17 protein-coding genes are annotated in these 16,331 nt (G+C 70.9%); 15 read left to right on the top strand and 2 right to left on the bottom strand.

Going from position 1 to position 16,331, the window contains the following annotated elements; genetic code table 11:
- Both VF794_RS08015 and VF794_RS08010 read right to left on the bottom strand, forming a co-directional pair.
- Positions 1-1,472 (bottom strand): serine/threonine-protein kinase (locus VF794_RS08015; protein WP_331108591.1); only part of this gene is annotated, 1,472 nt, incomplete at its 3' end.
- A gap of 96 nt (positions 1,473-1,568) precedes the next feature.
- The gene (locus VF794_RS08010; RefSeq protein ID WP_331108590.1) at positions 1,569-2,063 is read right to left on the bottom strand and encodes a PilZ domain-containing protein; all 495 of its coding nucleotides are present in this window, start codon (positions 2,061-2,063) and stop codon (positions 1,569-1,571) included.
- Positions 2,064-2,214: 151 nt separating this feature from the next.
- Between VF794_RS08010 and VF794_RS08005 the strand changes: the two genes are divergently transcribed.
- The 15 genes from VF794_RS08005 to VF794_RS07935 all read left to right on the top strand — a co-directional run.
- Entirely contained in the window at positions 2,215-2,859 is a 645-nt protein-coding gene (locus tag VF794_RS08005; protein ID WP_331108589.1) for a riboflavin synthase, read from the top strand.
- Between the two features lie 23 nt (positions 2,860-2,882).
- Positions 2,883-4,079: a 3,4-dihydroxy-2-butanone-4-phosphate synthase gene (gene ribB, locus VF794_RS08000; protein ID WP_331108588.1), complete on the top strand. Its 1,197-nt coding sequence runs from the start codon at positions 2,883-2,885 to the stop codon at positions 4,077-4,079.
- A 65-nt stretch (positions 4,080-4,144) separates the two neighbouring features.
- Positions 4,145-4,639 carry a 6,7-dimethyl-8-ribityllumazine synthase gene (ribE, locus tag VF794_RS07995; protein ID WP_331108587.1) on the top strand — a complete coding sequence of 165 codons (495 nt, stop codon included), beginning with the start codon at positions 4,145-4,147 and terminating at the stop codon, positions 4,637-4,639.
- A gap of 2 nt (positions 4,640-4,641) precedes the next feature.
- Entirely contained in the window at positions 4,642-5,061 is a 420-nt protein-coding gene (gene nusB, locus VF794_RS07990; RefSeq protein ID WP_331108586.1) for a transcription antitermination factor NusB, read from the top strand.
- The gene (locus VF794_RS07985; RefSeq protein ID WP_331108585.1) at positions 5,058-5,546 is read left to right on the top strand and encodes a M17 family peptidase N-terminal domain-containing protein; all 489 of its coding nucleotides are present in this window, start codon (positions 5,058-5,060) and stop codon (positions 5,544-5,546) included. Before nusB ends, VF794_RS07985 begins: the two co-directional genes overlap by 4 nt.
- 50 nt (positions 5,547-5,596) lie before the next feature.
- On the top strand, positions 5,597-5,971 hold the full coding sequence (locus tag VF794_RS07980) for a response regulator (RefSeq protein ID WP_331108584.1): 375 nt from the start codon (positions 5,597-5,599) through the stop codon (positions 5,969-5,971).
- Positions 5,968-8,301, top strand: a complete 2,334-nt coding sequence (locus tag VF794_RS07975) for a chemotaxis protein CheA (RefSeq protein ID WP_331108583.1) — start codon at positions 5,968-5,970, stop codon at positions 8,299-8,301. The genes VF794_RS07980 and VF794_RS07975 overlap by 4 nt, the downstream gene beginning before the upstream one ends.
- A gap of 34 nt (positions 8,302-8,335) precedes the next feature.
- Positions 8,336-8,899: a chemotaxis protein CheW gene (locus tag VF794_RS07970; protein ID WP_331108582.1), complete on the top strand. Its 564-nt coding sequence runs from the start codon at positions 8,336-8,338 to the stop codon at positions 8,897-8,899.
- Positions 8,896-9,426, top strand: coding sequence for a chemotaxis protein CheW (locus tag VF794_RS07965; RefSeq protein WP_331108581.1), 531 nt, complete (start codon positions 8,896-8,898; stop codon positions 9,424-9,426). The genes VF794_RS07970 and VF794_RS07965 overlap by 4 nt, the downstream gene beginning before the upstream one ends.
- Entirely contained in the window at positions 9,423-11,402 is a 1,980-nt protein-coding gene (locus tag VF794_RS07960; RefSeq protein ID WP_331108580.1) for a HEAT repeat domain-containing protein, read from the top strand. The genes VF794_RS07965 and VF794_RS07960 overlap by 4 nt, the downstream gene beginning before the upstream one ends.
- A 23-nt stretch (positions 11,403-11,425) precedes the next feature.
- Complete coding sequence (locus VF794_RS07955; protein ID WP_414640887.1) at positions 11,426-12,295, top strand: CheR family methyltransferase; 870 nt, start codon at positions 11,426-11,428, stop codon at positions 12,293-12,295.
- Positions 12,292-13,323 carry a chemotaxis response regulator protein-glutamate methylesterase gene (locus VF794_RS07950; RefSeq protein WP_331108578.1) on the top strand — a complete coding sequence of 344 codons (1,032 nt, stop codon included), beginning with the start codon at positions 12,292-12,294 and terminating at the stop codon, positions 13,321-13,323. Before VF794_RS07955 ends, VF794_RS07950 begins: the two co-directional genes overlap by 4 nt.
- Position 13,324: 1 nt before the next feature.
- Positions 13,325-14,101 (top strand): hypothetical protein, encoded by a 777-nt coding sequence (locus VF794_RS07945; protein ID WP_331108577.1) that lies wholly within the window; start codon positions 13,325-13,327, stop codon positions 14,099-14,101.
- 123 nt (positions 14,102-14,224) lie between these two features.
- Positions 14,225-14,662, top strand: a complete 438-nt coding sequence (locus VF794_RS07940) for a hypothetical protein (protein WP_331108576.1) — start codon at positions 14,225-14,227, stop codon at positions 14,660-14,662.
- The coding region (locus VF794_RS07935; RefSeq protein WP_331108575.1) for a hypothetical protein at positions 14,662-16,331 on the top strand (1,670 nt) is incomplete at its 3' end. The genes VF794_RS07940 and VF794_RS07935, both read left to right, overlap by 1 nt.

Below are 16,331 nucleotides of genomic sequence, written 5' to 3'. Positions count from 1 at the left end.
AGCTCCGTCAGGGTCCGCAGCTGCCCGCGCCGCCGCTCCAGGCAGTACACCTCCAGCACGGCGGGATCCCGGGGTGACGGCTCCTGGTTCAGGGTGGCCTCGCACGCCTCGGTCCGCATCTTCACCCACGTGCCCGCGTAGCCGTCGAGCAGCGCGGACATGCGCGTGAAGGTGTCCTGGGCATAGGGCAGGCGCGTGTCGAGGAAGGCCTTGCGCACCTGTTGCTTCACCTCTTCGTCCCAGGTGCCGGCGAGCCTGCGCTCCAGGTGTGCACACCCGGGCTCCCCCTCCTGGCGCAGCAGCCAGCCCCAGAGGGCCAGCGCCGCCAGTCCCGTCATCAGGGCCGACAGGGCCACCCTGCGCCTCCGGGCCCGGCGCCGGACCTCGGGATCGTGCTCCAGCGCGGCGATCAGCCCCAACATGGAGGCGGGCCGCCGCGAGGGCTCGGCGTGGAGACCCTGGAGGAGGGGGCGCGCCACGAACGCGGGGATGTCCGAATTGGGGGGAGGGGGATTCGCCCGCCCCTCGAGCTGGGCGCGGGTGGACTCGGCCTGGGTGGCGCCCGTGAAGGGGTGCTGCCGGTAGAGGGCCTCGTAGAGGGCCACGCAGAAGGCGAACAGATCACTGCGGACATCGGCGGGCCCGGCCCGGAGCAGCTCGGGGGCCATGTAGCGGGGCGTGCCCAGCAGCGTGCCATGCAGGGTGAGGGGGCTGTCCAGTGCGCCCTGTGGCAGGGTCACGGTGGAGGAGGAGTCCGGGGGCGTCGCGTCCGCGGACACCTGGGAGGACTCGGCGCGTGCGAGGCCGAAGTCCGTCACTCGCACCCGCCCGTCCTTTCCCACCAGGACATTCTCGGGCTTGAAGTCGCGGTGGACGAGGCCCGCCTCGTGCGCGGCGGCCAGTCCTCGCGCGGCGTCCAGGTAGGCCGTGAGGATCTCCCGCCAGGAGCGCGGGGCCTGCTCGCACCAGCGCCGCAGCGTCTGCCCCTCCACCATCTCCATCGCGATGAAGATGGAGCCGTCCTCGAGCGTGCCGACGTCGTAGATGGCCACCACGTTGGGGTGGGAGAGGCGGGCCATGGCCTGGGCCTCTCGCAACATGCGCGTCTCGAGATCCCTCTGGGACTGACTGCAGTCCAGCTCGCGGCGGAGCAGCTTGAGGGCCACGCGCCGGTCCAGCCGGGAGTCGTAGGCGGCCACCACGTCGCCCATACCGCCGCGGCCGAGCGGGTTGAGCACGGTGTAGCGGCCGACCAGGGTATTGCCGGGCGTCGTGGAGACGGCCTCGGACAGGGGGGCGGACGGGTCCGGGGCAGCCAGGGAGGAGGACCGGACCTGGGTGGCGGCCTCTCCCAGGTCGACTTCCGGGAGGCTCTCCGTCGACGCGGAGGACGGGCTCCGGACGACGGTGGGCGCCTCCTCGAGGGATCCGGTGTCCGCGTCTGCCTTCTTCCGCGGATCCATGTCGCTCATGTGAGTGCCTCCCGGTGCGCCCTGTTGCCGCGACGGCAGTCATACCCCGGAGGGGGTGGTGTCCGCATCGGGCATACGGCCGGATGCTCTCCTGGTTCAGGCGGTGATGTAGCCGAGCGCCAGGTCGAAGATCATCATCTCCAACCGCTCGGAGTCGTCCTCGCTCAAATACTCGAAGGCGAAGGAGACGCGCCGGGGGCCGCTCTCGGTGGTGGAGGCCGCGACGATGCGCGCGCGACCCACCACCGGCCCCTCCTCCTGTCCCGGCATCCACAACACGAAGCCGAGGTGCTCGGCCTCGAGGGGATTGCCGGGCAGCGTGCAGGAGAAGCCCCCCGAGGAGACGTCCAGGGTGCGGCTGCGGATGGAGCCGGAGCGGAAGCAGACATCCACGGGCATCCCCTTGGGGACGCGGAAGTTGCGCCGGGCCATGCTGCCCGGCTGCACGCTCTGCCCCTGGGCCGCCAGCAGGGAGCGGGCGAGCTGCTCGCGCGCCTCCAGGTAGTGCGCGTGCTCTTCACTCGTGTGCAGCTTCCGGCGTGCGCGCTCGTGCAGCTCGCGGAAGCTCGTCAGCCAGACGGAGAAGTCCATGAGCCCATCCTAGCTCGGCTTTACGGACTAGTCTGGTCTCGTTCACTGGGACTGGGAGTGATGGGCCCGGTGAGCCCGCCTGCCCGTTGGGAGAGGGCGAGATTGGGATCCAGCGGAACCTCCCGCCTGGATCCGTTATAAGCCCCCCGAAATGTTCACCGGACTCATCCAGGACATCGGCGTGGTGGAGCGCCTCATCCCCGGCGGGATGACGGACGTGTGGATTCGTACCGCGCTGGGCGCTCAAGGGTTCGCGCTCGGCGAGTCCATCGCGGTGGATGGCGCCTGCCTCACCGTGGTGGAGCGCGGCGGCGACTCGTTCCGCGTCCAGGCCGCCCCGGAGACGCTCCGGCGCACCACCCTGGGGGGCGTGCGCCCCGGCTCCCGCGTCAACCTCGAGCGCGCGCTGGCGCTGGGTGACCGGCTGGGCGGCCACCTCGTCAGTGGCCACGTGGACGCCGTCAGCGAGGTCCTGGAGACCCGGCCCGAGGGCGGCTCCTGGGTGATGGTCTTCCGGCTCCCCGAGGAGCTGGCCCCCTTCTTCATCGAGAAGGGCTCGGTGGCGATCGACGGCATCAGCCTCACCGTCAACTCGGTGGGCACGGACCGCTTCGGCGTGCAGCTCATCCCCGAGACGCAGGAGCGCACCACGCTGCGCGCCAAGGGCGTGGGGGAGCGCGTGAACCTCGAGGGGGACATGATTGGCAAGTACGTGGCGCGGCTGGTGTCGCTGCGCCAGGGCCCGGGTGGCGGGCTCTCCGAGGCCGTCATCAAGGCGGCGGGTTTCGGCGGATGAAGCAGGCAGGGCAGGGAGCACGCATGGCGCGCGGCAGGCAGCACGAGTCGGACAGCATCGCCCTGGTGGAGCGGGCGCTCGCGGAGATCCGCAAGGGTCGGATGGTCATCCTCACCGATGACGAGGATCGCGAGAACGAGGGAGACCTCGTCATGGCGGCGGAGAAGGTGACGGCCCGGGACATCAACTTCATGGCCACCCACGGGCGCGGGCTCATCTGCCTGTCGCTCACCGAGGAGCGCATCCGCCGGCTCAACCTGCCCCTCATGGTGCAGGACAACACCTCCTCCTTCCAGACGGCCTTCACCGTCTCCATCGAGGCCGCCCACGGTGTGTCCACCGGCATCTCCGCCGCGGACCGGGCCCACACCATCCGGGTGGCGGTGGCCCCGGACGCCAAACCGAGCGATCTCGCGCGCCCCGGCCACATCTTCCCCCTGCGTGCCCGCGAGGGAGGGGTGCTCGTGCGCACCGGGCAGACCGAGGGCAGCGTGGACCTCGCGCGTCTGGCCGGCCTGTCGCCCTCGGGCGTCATCTGCGAGATCATGAACCCCGACGGGACCATGGCCCGCCGGCCGGACCTGGTGAAGTTCGCCCGGAAGCACGACATGGTGCTGCTGTCCGTGGCGGACCTCATCCGCTACCGGCTGGAGCGCGAGCGACTCATCCGCCGCATCGGCGAGGCCACCATCGAGCGCCGGGGGCAGGGCGGCTTCCGGGCCTACACCTACGGCAGCGACGTGGACAGCGCCGTGCACGTGGCCCTCGTGAAGGGCGACATCTCCGGCAGGCAGCCCGTGCTCACCCGCGTCCACCGCGCGTGCCTCGTGGGAGACCTGCTGGGCAGCGCCGGGTGCGACTGCGGCAGCCAGTTGGAGCAGGCCTTCCAGCGCATCCAGGAGGAGGGGCGCGGGGTGGTCGTCTTCCTGCAGCGCGACGTGCCGGCGAAGAACCGGCTGGAGTGCACCCACGTCTCCAACGAGGAGGCCGTGCCGGGCAACAAGGACCAGACGCGCCTGCGCGAGTTCGGGGTGGGGGCGCAGATCCTCAAGGACCTCGGGCTGTCCCGCCTGCGTCTGCTCACCAACAACCCCAAGAAGATCGTGGGGTTGGAGAGCTACTCGCTGGAAGTGGTGGAGCAGATTCCGCTCACGCTGTCCGCCGAGCCGGCCCTCCGGCTGGTCGCGCGCCGCCCTCCGCGCCGACGCAAGACGTCCTGAAGGTACCAGCCAGGAAAACTCCCTAACGACGCCAGCCGGGTGGCTGGTGTAGAGAGGGGCCGCACATGCCTCGCTACATCGAAGGTGACTTTCTTCCTCCCAAGGGCCGTTTCGCCATCTGCGTGGCCCGCTTCAACGCGTTCATCACCGAGGAGCTGGTGAAGGGCGCGGTGGACACCCTGGTGCGCCACGGCGTGGCCGACGGCGACATCGACGTCTACCGCTGCCCGGGCACCTATGAGCTGCCGGCGCTGACGCGGCGGGTGGCGGACTCGCGCACCTACGCGGGCATCATCACCCTGGGCGCCGTCATCCGCGGGGGCACGCCGCACTTCGACTACGTGGCGGGCGAGTGCGCCAAGGGCATCGGCAACGTGGCCTTCAACGCCACCGCGGCCGTCACCTTCGGCGTGCTGACGTGCGACACGGTGGAGCAGGCCATCGACCGGGCTGGCGTGAAGGCCGGCAACAAGGGCTCCGAGGCCGCCATCGCCTGCATCGAGATGGTCAACCTGCACGCGAAGCTGGCCACCCTGGCGGCCGAAGGAAAGAGGAGCTAGCCATGGGCGCGCGGAGAACGGCACGCGAGCGTGCATTGCAGGCGCTCTATCAACTGGAGATGTCGCCGGCGTCCATCAACGATGCCCTGGAGTCCGCGTGGGCCGCCGCCGAGGAGGCCCGCAAGGAGCCCGAGGCGGTGAAGTTCGCCCGCGAGCTCGTCGAGGGCGTCATGACGAACCGCGCGGAGATCGACCGGCTCATCGAGCAGCACAGCCACAACTGGCGGCTGGACCGGATGGGCCGCATCGACCGCAACGTGCTGCGCCTGGGCGTCTTCGAGCTGAAGTACCGCCCGGACATCCCCAAGAAGGTGTCCCTCAACGAGGCGGTGGAGCTCGGCAAGAACTTCGGCACCGAGGAGTCCAGCGCCTTCGTCAACGGCCTGCTGGACCGCGTGGCCGCGGCCCTGGGGAAGCAGTGAACGTCTCCGCCCACGACATCGGTCTCGAGGGCCTGGACGCGCTGCGGGGCGTGGACGCCCTCTGCCTGTTCGTGGGCGAGGACGACCGGCCCCTGCCGGCCACGGCGGGCTATGTGGACTGGCGGCTGTGTGGCGCCCTGTCGCGTATCCTCCAGTCCGGCTTCTTCGTGGGTGCCCGGGACGACTCCCTCCTGCTGCCCACCGACGGCCGCTTCCCCGTGCCCCGTGTCTTCATCATCGGCCTGGGACGGCGCAAGGGCTTGGATGCCTCCTCGCTCGGCGAGGTGCTCGCCAACGCCGCCCGGGTCATGGCCAAGGCGAAGGTAGAGGGGGTGGCCCTGGAGATTCCCGGCGCTGGCCAGTTTGAGGACGCCGCCCGCGCTTCCGCCCTGAACGAGAAGTTCCTCCCGGCCTTCAAGGGCCAGCGGGTCGCCGTCCTGGCGGACAAGGAACTCGCCCGTCGTCTGCCCGGCCGCAAGGGCTGAGGCTCACGGAGGCTGGCCTTTCTGTTACGATGCGGGGCCGGTTCCAACGAATGAAGTTCAAAGTCCTGATCGTGGAGGATTCCAAGGCATCGCGGGAGCTGCTCGCCGCGACGGTGGAGTCCATCTCCGGTCTGGAGGCCTTCGCCACCAGCAGTGGTTTCGAGGCCCTCAAGCTCCTGCCCCGGCACCGGTTCGACCTCATCATCACCGACATCAACATGCCGGACATCAACGGGCTGGAGCTCATCAACTTCGTCAAGAAGAACCCGAACTACCGGGACACGCCGCTCTTCATCGTCACCACCGAGGGCCGCGAGAAGGACCGCGACCGGGGGCTGGCACTGGGCGCGGCGGAGTACCTCGTCAAGCCGTTCTCCCCGCAGAGCCTGGAAGGGCTCGTGCGGCGCTACCTGAAGCTCTCGTGAACCAGGCCGGCAAAGCATTGGCGGAGTTCGTCGCCGAGGGGACCGAGATCCTCGAGGCCCTGGGCAAGGATCTGCTCGTGCTGGATCAACAGCGCGGGGCGGATCCGGACCCGGATCTCATCAATGGCATCTTCCGGGCGGCGCACTCGCTCAAGGGACTGGCCGCGCTCTTCGGCCAGGAGCGGATCGCCAAGCTGGCCCACCATTCCGAGGATCTGCTGGACCGGCTGCGGCTGGGCAAGCTGTCCCTGAATGACCAGGCGCTGGACATCCTCATCGAGTCCCTGGACGTGTTCCAGAGCCTGCTGGGGGAGGCCTCCCGTGAGGAGTCCTCGGACGGTCTCCAGAATCGCGTGGCGGAGCTGACCCTGCGGCTGGGGAACCTGGGCATCGAGGCGGCGGCGGTCGAGGAGGATCCGCTCGACCGGCTGGAGCTGGATCCCCAGATCCGCGCCGTCTTCACCGAGTACGAGGAACACCGCCTGCGTGAGAACGTGCGCCGCGGCGTGGCCCTCTTCCGCGTGCGTGCCGCGTTCGACCTGTCCGACTTCGACACGGGGCTCGCCGAGCTCAACACGCGCCTCAAGCCGTTGGGCGAGGTCGTCAGCACGCTGCCCTCCTCGGAGCCGGGCGGGGCCACGGGCATCGCGTTCGACCTCATCTTCGGCGCCAAGGTGGAGGCCGAGGAGCTGGAGGCGAAGCTCAAGGGCACGCCCGCGCAGCTCTTCGCGCTGAGCGTACGTCCCGGGGCCACCGTGGCCCGGTCCGTCCCAGCGCGGACCTCCGTGGCCCAGTCCGTGGCGCAGGTCGTCCGCTCTCCCGAGCCCTCCGCCGCTCCTCCGAAGAAGAGCCGCAAGAAGACCAAGGCGCCCAAGGCGCCCAAGGCGGACGTGGAGACGCTCGCCGCGAGCGAGCCGGTGCCCACGGGCTCCCTCGGCGGCAAGACGCCGCCCCTGCGCGCGGTGGAGCCGCCCGGCACGGAGCCCACCCAGGAGCTGCTGGCGCTTCGGGACGAGCCCGCGCCTTCGCGCTCCGAGACGTCCGCGCCCCCGGTTCGCACGATGACGCTGTCGGACGAGTCGGGGACGCAGCGCACCCGGTCGGAGAGCGAGTCGTTGCGCTCGCTCTCCCAGACGGTGCGCGTGGACATCGGCCGGCTGGACGCGCTGATGAACACCGTGGGCGAGCTGCTGCTCATCAAGGCCAACCTCCAGCGCATGGCGGAGACGGCGCGGCAGGAGGGCCCGGCGGCGCTCTCCAAGATGTGGGGGCAGGAGCTGGGGCGCGAGACGCGGCAGCTCGAGCGCAAGCTGGACGCGCTCCAGCAGGGCCTGCTCGAGGCGCGCATGGTGCCCGTGGGCCAGGTGTTCGACCGGCTGGCCCGGCTGGTGCGCCGCATCGCCCGCGAGTCGGGCAAGGAAATCGACTTCGTCATCAGCGGTGGCGAGGTGGAGCTGGACAAGCTCATCGTCGAGGAGCTGAGCGATCCGCTGATGCACATCATCCGCAACGCCATCGATCACGGCGTGGAGTTCCCGGACGCGCGAGTCACCTCGGGCAAGCCGCGCCGCGCCACCGTGTCGCTGCGCGCCGAGCAGAAGGGCAACCACGTCGTCATCGAGGTGAGCGACGACGGGGCGGGCATCGACGAGCTGGGCGTGCGCGACATGGCCCTGCGCAAGGGCCTCATCACCGAGGCCCAGGCGCGGGAGATGAGCCGGCGCGAGCTGCTCAACCTCATCTTCCTGCCGGGCTTCTCCACCGCGCGCACCGTGTCCGAGCTGTCCGGCCGCGGGGTGGGCCTGGACGTGGTGAAGAACAACATCGGCAACCTGTCCGGCATCATCGACGTGTGGAGCGAGCGAGGGCAGGGCACCGCCTTCCACCTCACGCTGCCCGTCACCCTGGCCATCATCCGCGCGCTCGTCGTGGGAGTGAGCGGGCGCACCTATGCCGTGCCGCTCAACAGCGTGCTGGAGATCCTCTCCGTGAAGCCCTCGGAGATCCGCACGGTGGAGCGGCGCGAGGTGCTGGACGTGCGGGGTCAGACGTTGCCCCTCATGCGTCTGGCGCGTCTCTTCAACCACCCCGAGCGCCAGAACGACCGGCACTTCGTGGTAGTGGCCGGGCTGGCGCAGGAGCGGTTGGGCATCGCCGTGGACGAACTCCAGGGGCAGCAGGACATCGTCGTCAAGTCCCTCGGTGGTCGCCTACAGGGCGTGCGAGGGATCTCCGGCGCCGCGGACCTGGCCAACCGGCGCACCGTGCTGGTGCTCGACGTGGGTGCCCTGCTCGAAGAGGGAATGAGCGTGGAGCGGCGTCGGGCCTGATGCCTCTGGCCCTGGGGCTGCTATCCTTCCCTCCGTGCCTTCCCTGTCCACCCTGCTCGACGGCTTCTTCTACGTTCCGGACGAGGACATCGGCCTCCTCCAGGAACTGGTGGCTGGAACCGACGAGTCCATCGAACCCGTCCCCGAGGAAATCCCCGAGGAGTATCTGTCCTTCCGCCTGGAGGGCGAGCTCTACGCGGTGCCCATCCACGGGGTGCGGGAGATCGTCAAGGTACCGCCGCTCACCGAGGTGCCTCGCGCCGCGCCCAACCTGCTCGGGGTGATGTACCTGCGCGGTGAGGTGCTGCCCGTCTACGACGTGAAGGTGAAGCTGCGGCTGGCGGACAAGGCCGAGCTGGTGGCGGGCCCGGAGGCTCCGGAGCCCCCGCGTGGCGCTCGCATCATCGTGGTGCAGATGGCCGACGGGCTCGCGGGCATGTGGGTGGACGAGGTGTCCGAGGTGGTGCGGCTGCGGCCCTCCATGTTGGAACTGGCACCGCCGGGCGTGGGCGGCGGGGAACGTGACTGTGTGGTGGGGCTCGGGCGGCGCGAACAGCAGCTCTTCATCCTGCTCGACATCTGGCAGGTCCTGGCATGAGACAGCGGTTCAACGTCCTGACGCAGCTCACCCAGACCCGGTCCGAGGAGGCCGCCGCGGCGGAGAGGGATCCGCTCGTCCAGCTCTGCGCCTTCCTCGTCGGCTCCGAGGAGTACGTGGTGGACATCATGCGGGTGGAGGAGATCCTCCCGCCCCAGCGCCTCACGCCCATCCGGGGAGCGCCCTCCTTCATCCAGGGCGTCATCCACCTGCGCGGCTCCATCCTCCCGGTGGTGGATCTGCGCAAGCTGCTGCTGGACTCGGATGCCCCCCCGTCCCCCAAGACGCGGCTGCTGGTGTGCTGGCTGGGCCGCAGGCGCGTGGCCTTCGCCGTGGACCGCGTGTCCGAGGTGGTGCGGCTGCGGCGCAGTGAGATCAAACCCGCTCCCGCCATGGGCGCGCTGGGCCCGGCTCCCTTCGTGGTGGGGGTGTGCGGCTCGCCGGAGCGGCTCAAGCTGTTGCTGGACCTCAAGACGCTGCTGCTGACGGAGATGATGCGCGACAGCGGGCGGAGGAGGCGGGAATGAGCGAGGAGGTGCGGAGCGCCGAGGAGGTGCGGTACCGGGCCTTGCTGGAGCTGGACGGCTCCGCTCCGGACGCGCGGGAGGCGCTCGTGGCCGGCCTCCATGACGAGAGCTGGCGCGTGCGTCGCGCGGCGGCGGAGGGCCTCACCCGGCTGCCGGAGCGCGAAGCGGTGGTGGAGCGGCTCATCTCCGTGCTGGGTGAGCGGGACGAGACGGGGGCGCGCAACGCGGCGGCGGAGTCCCTGGCGGGCATGGGGGAGACCGCGGTGGAGCCGCTGATGCGGTTGCTCTCCGCGCACCCGGATCCGGACCAGCGCAAGTTCGCCGCCGACATCCTGGGTCAGCTCGGGCGCGCGGAGGCCGAGGACGCCCTGGTGAAGGCAATGCTGGAGGACGTGGACCTCAACGTCCGGGCGGCCGCCGCGGAGGCGCTGGGCAAGGTGGGAGGCAAGGTCGCCGCCCGCGCCCTGGAGCGCCTCCTGCACGACCCCGAGCCGCTGCTTCAGCTCAGCGCCCTGGAGTCGCTCGCGGCGCTGCACCACCCGCCGCCGCTGCCGGAGCTGGTGCGGCTGCTGGGAAACCCGACGCTCAAGCGCAGCGCCTACCGGGTGCTGGGCCTCGTTACCCAGGTGGCGGCCACGGAGTTGGTGTGCCGGGGGCTGGGCGCGGAATCGCGCTCCACCCGCGAGGCGGCGCTCGTCGCGCTGGGCACCCAGGCCTTCCTGGCCGAGGCCTCGATGCGGCCCGAGATGGACTCGGCGGTGCGGCTGGCGCTCAAGCGACTGCCGGAGGCGTCCGGGTGGGTGGCCAGCGCGCTGGAGTCGGAGGACCTCGAGCTGCGCGCCGGGGCGCTCGTCGCGGCGGCGGCCTTGAGGGAGCCCCAGCTCGCGCTCCTGGTGGCCGAGGTGGCCCAGGAGGAGCGGCTGGTGCCCGAGGTGATCCGCACGCTGTCTCACTTCGGCCCGGAGACCGGGCGCGAATTGCTGGCGAGCATGGACCGGCTGTCCTTCCCGGCGCGTGAGGCGGCGGGGCACGTGCTGGTGGAGATGGTGGACGCCACGTACGTGCCCGAGCTCGTCCAGATGCTCGAGTGGGGCGAGGTGGACCTGAAGCAGGTGGCGGTGCAGGCCCTCGGGCGGACACGCGCGCTGGAGGCCGTGGAGCCGCTCTCGCGGCTGTTGGACGACCCGGACCTGGCGGGGCTGGCCACCCGCGCGCTGGTGACGCTGGCCGCCAGCTTCCCGCGGCAGGTGGTGGACGTGCTGGAGGCGGCGCTGGAGCGCGGAGCGGAGCCGGTGGTGCTGAGCGCGCTGGTTCGCGTGGGCGGCACGGCCATGCTGCCCCTGGTGCGGCGCACCGCGCGCGAGGCCTCCGTGCCCCTGCGCGCCACCGCCGTGGAGGTGCTGGCCGCGGTGGACCCGGTGGGCAGCCTGGAGCTGGCGCGCGTGGCGCTCACGGACGAGCACCCGCGGGTGCGCGCCGCGGCGGTGCGGGTGGTGGGGCAGCTCGGAGACGCCTCGGCGGCGGGGCTGCTGGAGCGCGCCCTGGGCGACGCGGCCCTGGAGGTGCAACTGGCCGCCCTGGACGCGGTGGGCGAGTGCGGTGCCGTGGAGCGGGTAGGGGACCTGGAAGGGCTGGTGCATCACCCGGACGGGGCGGTGGCCTTCCGGGCGGTGCAGGCCCTGGCCCGGCTGGGCTCCCTGCGGGACGAGGTGCTACGGCGCGCGGTGCGCCATGCGGATCCGGAGGTGGTGAAGACGGCGCTGCTGGCGGGAGCGGCCTCGGCCGAGGGCGTGTCGCTGGCGGTGGGCCTGCTCGGCCATGCCGGGTGGGATGTGAGGGCCGTGGCGGCGCGGGTGCTGGGGGACTCCGGGGGTACGGAGTGCCTGCCGGCGACCCGGGCCGCGCTCGCGGCCGAGACGGATGCACTGGCTCGCCGCGCCCTGGTGGACGCGGTGGAGCGGTTGTCCAGGCGCTGACGAGCGGGGAGACCTCGAGGGTGATGCCTTTCGATACAGGCAAGCCGGAGATGACCGCGGAGGAGTTCCGCCTGCTGCGGGACTACGTCTACGGTCATTGCGGCATCCTCGTGCGTGACGACATGAAGTTCGTCATGCAGCGGCGGCTGTTGCCACGGCTGGAGGCGCTGGGCCTGAAGGACTTCAGCGCCTACTACCGCTACCTGCGCTTCGACGCCCAGCGCCGCTCCGAGCTGGACACGGCCATCGAGGCGCTCACCACGCACGAGACGTACTTCTTCCGCGAGCCGCGCCAGCTCAAGGCCTTCACCGACGAGGTGCTGCCCAAGCTGGAGCGCCGCAACGCGCGCACGAAGCGGCTGCGCATCTGGTCGGCGGGGTGCTCCTCCGGTGAGGAGGCCTACACGGTGGCCATGCTCATCAAGGAAAGCGGGCGCTTCGAGGACTGGGACGTGGAGGTGCACGGCACGGACATCTCGCGCCGGGTGCTGGCCACGGCCCGCCAGGCCGAGTACGGCCCCTCCGCGCTCCGGGCCACGCCGCCGGAGAAGCTCGCCCGCTACTTCACCCAGGTGGGGCCCAACCGGGTTCGCGTGCGCGACGACATCCGCGCCTGGGTGTCCTTCGGACACAACAACCTCCAGGAGCCGGATCCGAGCCTGCTGGTGTCCCGCACGGACGCCGTCTTCTGCCGCAACGTGATGATCTACTTCGACACGCCCGCGCGGCAGCGGGTGCTTCGCCTCATCTACGACAAGCTGGTGCCCGGTGGTTACCTGATGCTGGGGCACTCGGAGAACCTCATCAACCTCAGCGCGGACTTCGAGCTGGTGCACCTGCGCGGCGACCTCGTCTACCGCAAGCCGGATCCGAACGGGGGGAGTGGCCTGTGAGCGCGCTGGAACCCGTGAGGGTGCTGGTGGTGGACGACTCGGCCCACAACCGGAGGCTGCTGACGGATCTGCTGGAGTCCTCGCCGGACGTGAAGGTGGTGGGCACGGCGGCCGATGGCAACGAGGGGCTGCGCCAGGTGATGGCGCTACAGCCGGACGTGGTGACGTTGGATCTGGAGATGCCCAAGCTGGGCGGCTACTCCTTCCTGCGGCTGCTGAAGAGCACGGTGCCCACGCCCGTCATCGTCATCTCCAGCTACGCGCACAAGACGGACGTCTTCAAGGCGCTGGAGCTGGGGGCCTTCGACTTCATCGCCAAGCCGTCCAAGCCCACGCCGGACGTGCTGGAGAAGCTGAAGCGGGAGCTGAACGAGAAGGTGCACGCGGCGCGGCTGGTGCGCCCGGCCGAGGCCCGCCCGGTGCGCAAGCCCAGGGTGATGCCGCTGGAGCCCTCGTTCGTGGTGGGCATCGGCGCGTCCACGGGTGGGCCGCCCGCGGTGCAGCGGCTGCTGGAGGCGCTCTCGCCGGAGCCCACCATGAGCCTGTTGGTGTGCCAGCACATGCCCAAGCAGTTCACCCGGGCCTTCGCGGAGCGGCTGGACAGGCTGGGGCCCTTCGCCGTGCGCGAGGCCCAGGAGGGTGACCTCCTGGCGCCGGGCCACGTCTTCATCGCGCCCGGTGGGCGACAGCTCGTGGTGTACCGGCAGACGGGGCAGTACGTGCTGGGCACGCCCCACCCGACGATGCAGGACAAGCATGCGCCCTCGGTGGACCGGCTCTTCATGAGCATGGCCGAGGTGTTCGGCTCCAGGTCGCTGGGCGTGGTGCTGACGGGAATGGGCGCGGACGGGGCGCTCGGCGCGAAGGCCATCCAGAAGGCCGGCGGCGAGGTGTGGGCCGAGTCGGAGGAGACGGCGGTCATCTACGGGATGCCCCAGGAGGCGGTGGCCACCGGGGCGGTGAGTCGCGTGCTGCCGCTCGGCGACATTGGCCCCGCGCTGGTGGAGATCGCTCGCAAGAGGCGGTGACATGAGGACGTTTCCCACGGAGTTCGCGGACCTGCTGACGCCCAAGGGGCGGCGCATCCTGGAGGGCAAGGACAGGGGCACGTGCGGTGCGCTGATGCAGCCGGGGCGGCGCTTCGTGGCGCTGAGCGGGGTGCTGGACGCGCGCAAGGCGGTGGCGTGCCGGGACGCGCTGGAGAAGGCGCTGCGGGACACGCTGACGAGCATGGAGGACCCCATCCCCCCGGAGAGCATCTGGGGGATGACGGAGAACTACGCGGAGCAGCTCCCCAAGACGGTGCGGGTGAGGACGGCGCTGCTGGAGAGCCGGCGCTCGCGCTCGTGGCGGGCGGCCGAGGAGGTGGGGTTGGTGGGGATGCTCCACTCGGAGAGCTTCGCGGCGTTCGCGGCGGCGGTGAGCGGCAGGCCGCTGCGGCGCAAGTGGGGGATTCAGGCGCTGTGCTACGGCCCGGGGGACTACACGGGCCCGCACAACGACCACCACCCCGAGGACCCCGAGGCCTTCGACGGCTACGTGGACATGCACCTCACGTTCGCCACGCCGGCGGTGGCGCACCAGTGGCTGGTGTACTCCAAGGGCGGGCACTTCTCGGAGATGCAGAACGTGAACACCGTGGGAGGCATCACGGTGTACCGGCTGCCCTTCTGGCACTACACCACGCCGCTGATGGCGAAGCCGGGCGCCGAGGCGGACGCGCGGCGCTGGGTGCTGCTGGGCACGTTCCTCGACGCGCCCAAGGAGCGCCGCCGGGGCTCGGCCATCGAGCTGCCCGTCCCTTGAAGTAGGGGACCTTGCCTCCCTTTCTTGTCCTGTGCGTGACTCGGGGTGACGCGGGGGCCTCTCCGGCTCCCAGGGCCGGAAAGGGGAAGTGCTTTGCTCCGTATTCGCGATGTGCTGCTTCTCGTGGCGATGCTCCCGATGGGACTCGCCTGCGAGGATGGGAAGCTCCAGATTCCCGAGCTTCCGAAGGTGGATCTGCCGAGCGTGCCGTTGCCGAAGCTGAACACCGGCAACCTGGTGCTCATCGAGACGTCCGGGGGCGGTCTCCAGCTCGACCCCCGAGGCAATGACGCCATCACCGCGCTGGGGGCCTGCACGGACCTCGTCACCTACTGCTTCGAGCCCGGCAAGCGGACGTTGGACCAGTGCGTGGAGTCGGTGCCCCACTGCAAGACCTCCAGGCCCTGGCAGGAGAGCGACGAGTGCTGTCCGTCGGCCTGCACCGACACCTACGCCAAGGCGCGTGACAAGGGACTGGAGCCCGTCGCGGCCTTCGAGCAGGTCTTCTTCCTCGAACCGGACTGCTTCCCCGGCGTCCGCGCGCTGCTGGAGGGCAAGTAATGAGAAAGCTCCTCCTGTCCTCCGTGTTGCTGCTGTCCCTGCCCGCCGCCGCCTGGGAGTCCGTCTGCTACGAGCAGAAGGACACCTCGAAGGAGCCGGGTGAGTACCCCCGAGGCTCCGGCACGTACTGCGCCCCCGCGGCGGGCCCCAACACCGCGCGCCAGCGGTGGGTGGGTGAACTCGATGAGCACCGCCGCCTCTGGGAACTGACCCGCGAGAAGGCGGGCCTGCCGGCCGAGTCCTCCGCGACGGTGCGACTGCGCGTCTTCACCTCGGGCGAGCCGCTGAACGTGGACGGCCAGCAGCTCACCTCGTTGCTGCCGTTGCCCTTCACGGAGACGGCGCGGGTGCAGGTGCGCGCCTTCACGCCCGGCGAGCTGGCGCAGCTGCCCGACTTCTCCTACGCGCTGTGGGACTGGGCCACGGGCCACGAGACGTGCCCGCTGCCCGGGGCCGGCGTGGACGCGACGCAGTGCCATGACTTCGCCACCCACATGGGCCCGGTGAACTCGAACCACTTCCTGCCGCAGGCGGGGCGCTTCTACGCGCACTACCACGGGCTGGCGCTCGCTCGCGCGAAGGAGTGCAAGACGATGCGCGACACGCTGGGCGCGGCGGGCGGACGCTTCGGGGACTACCTGCGCGCGTGCGAGGCCGAGGCCCTGTCGCTGGAGGCGGTGGGCCACCACTACCTCCAGGACGCGTGGAGCATGGGGCACATGTGGCAGCGCTGGGGCTCGCCGGAGCTCTCGGAGTTCCCCAGCAACGGGGATGACCAGCGGGACCGGGCGGTGCTCGTGGCGCTCGCCTCGGGGCTGCTGCACGGGGCGCGAGGGGTATTGCAGCGGCTGCCCGAGTGGACGAGCTACGACGTCAACGACGCCCTCTGCGCACCGCACCCGTCCGTCGAGTTCGTCAGCCCCAGCGGGGCGCGCTACCCGGCCATCGGGGACGACTACCTGGAGCTGCTGCCGCCCCTGGGATCGGGGAGCACGTACCTGCCGCAGTCCGAGCACCTGCTGTCGTGCGCGGTGTCCGGGATGCGCGAGGTGTACGCGGCGGCGGGGGAGAACCACGGAGCGCTGGGCGCACCGGCCGAGGGCCTGCGGACGTTGGACCCGACGGGCCCGGAGTGCTTCGGGCAGCGGGCCACCAACCGCTCCATGCAGGAGGCGGCGGCGGTGCAGTTCAGCGTCCTCGGCAAGCAGGTGTCGCTGGGGTTGGACTCGCGGATGGTGGGGTGGATGGTGCCCACGGTGGCGCGCGAGACGGGCGATGTGCCGGTGCCGGCGAAGCTGAAGAACGAGTTCCGCTTGGGGCTCCAGCGCATCGTCTCGCTCACGCGGCTGATGGCGAAGGAGCGTCCCGAGGGCACGGAGCTGGCGGATGGACGCTTCGGGGCCTTCCTGGGGGCCAGGCCCAATGGCGACTACGCGGGAGGCGCGCTGCTGGCCTCGTATGTGGATCCCGCGCTGCCCTGGCCGGCGACGCCGGACGCGGCGGTGCCCCTGGCGGGGGAACGGGCCCTGGCGCTCGCGCGGGTGTTCCACCAGGGCCACGCGGCGGACTGGTGCCGGACGGGCTCGGTGGATGGACTCTCGGCGCTCAGGGCGAGGGCCTCGGACGTGACGCTGGACGCGGAGACGCGGGCGGCGGCATGCGAGGTCTG

The organism is Archangium sp. (assembly GCF_036389735.1).
In the GTDB taxonomy this organism is placed as follows: domain Bacteria; phylum Myxococcota; class Myxococcia; order Myxococcales; family Myxococcaceae; genus Archangium.
This window is presented reverse-complemented; position numbering and strand designations above follow the sequence as displayed.

Excerpts from the sequence above, each read along its gene's own strand:
- nusB (WP_331108586.1), top strand. The coding sequence starts at position 4,642 with ATGGGCGCGCGGAGAACGGCACGCGAGCGTGCATTGCAGGCGCTCTAT.
- ribB (WP_331108588.1), top strand. The coding sequence starts at position 2,883 with ATGGCGCGCGGCAGGCAGCACGAGTCGGACAGCATCGCCCTGGTGGAG.
- VF794_RS07965 (WP_331108581.1), top strand. The coding sequence starts at position 8,896 with ATGAGACAGCGGTTCAACGTCCTGACGCAGCTCACCCAGACCCGGTCC.
- VF794_RS08005 (WP_331108589.1), top strand. The coding sequence starts at position 2,215 with ATGTTCACCGGACTCATCCAGGACATCGGCGTGGTGGAGCGCCTCATC.
- VF794_RS08010 (WP_331108590.1), bottom strand. The coding sequence starts at position 2,063 with ATGGACTTCTCCGTCTGGCTGACGAGCTTCCGCGAGCTGCACGAGCGC.
- VF794_RS07960 (WP_331108580.1), top strand. The coding sequence starts at position 9,423 with ATGAGCGAGGAGGTGCGGAGCGCCGAGGAGGTGCGGTACCGGGCCTTG.
- VF794_RS07955 (WP_414640887.1), top strand. The coding sequence starts at position 11,426 with ATGCCTTTCGATACAGGCAAGCCGGAGATGACCGCGGAGGAGTTCCGC.
- VF794_RS07980 (WP_331108584.1), top strand. The coding sequence starts at position 5,597 with ATGAAGTTCAAAGTCCTGATCGTGGAGGATTCCAAGGCATCGCGGGAG.
- ribE (WP_331108587.1), top strand. The coding sequence starts at position 4,145 with ATGCCTCGCTACATCGAAGGTGACTTTCTTCCTCCCAAGGGCCGTTTC.
- VF794_RS07945 (WP_331108577.1), top strand. The coding sequence starts at position 13,325 with ATGAGGACGTTTCCCACGGAGTTCGCGGACCTGCTGACGCCCAAGGGG.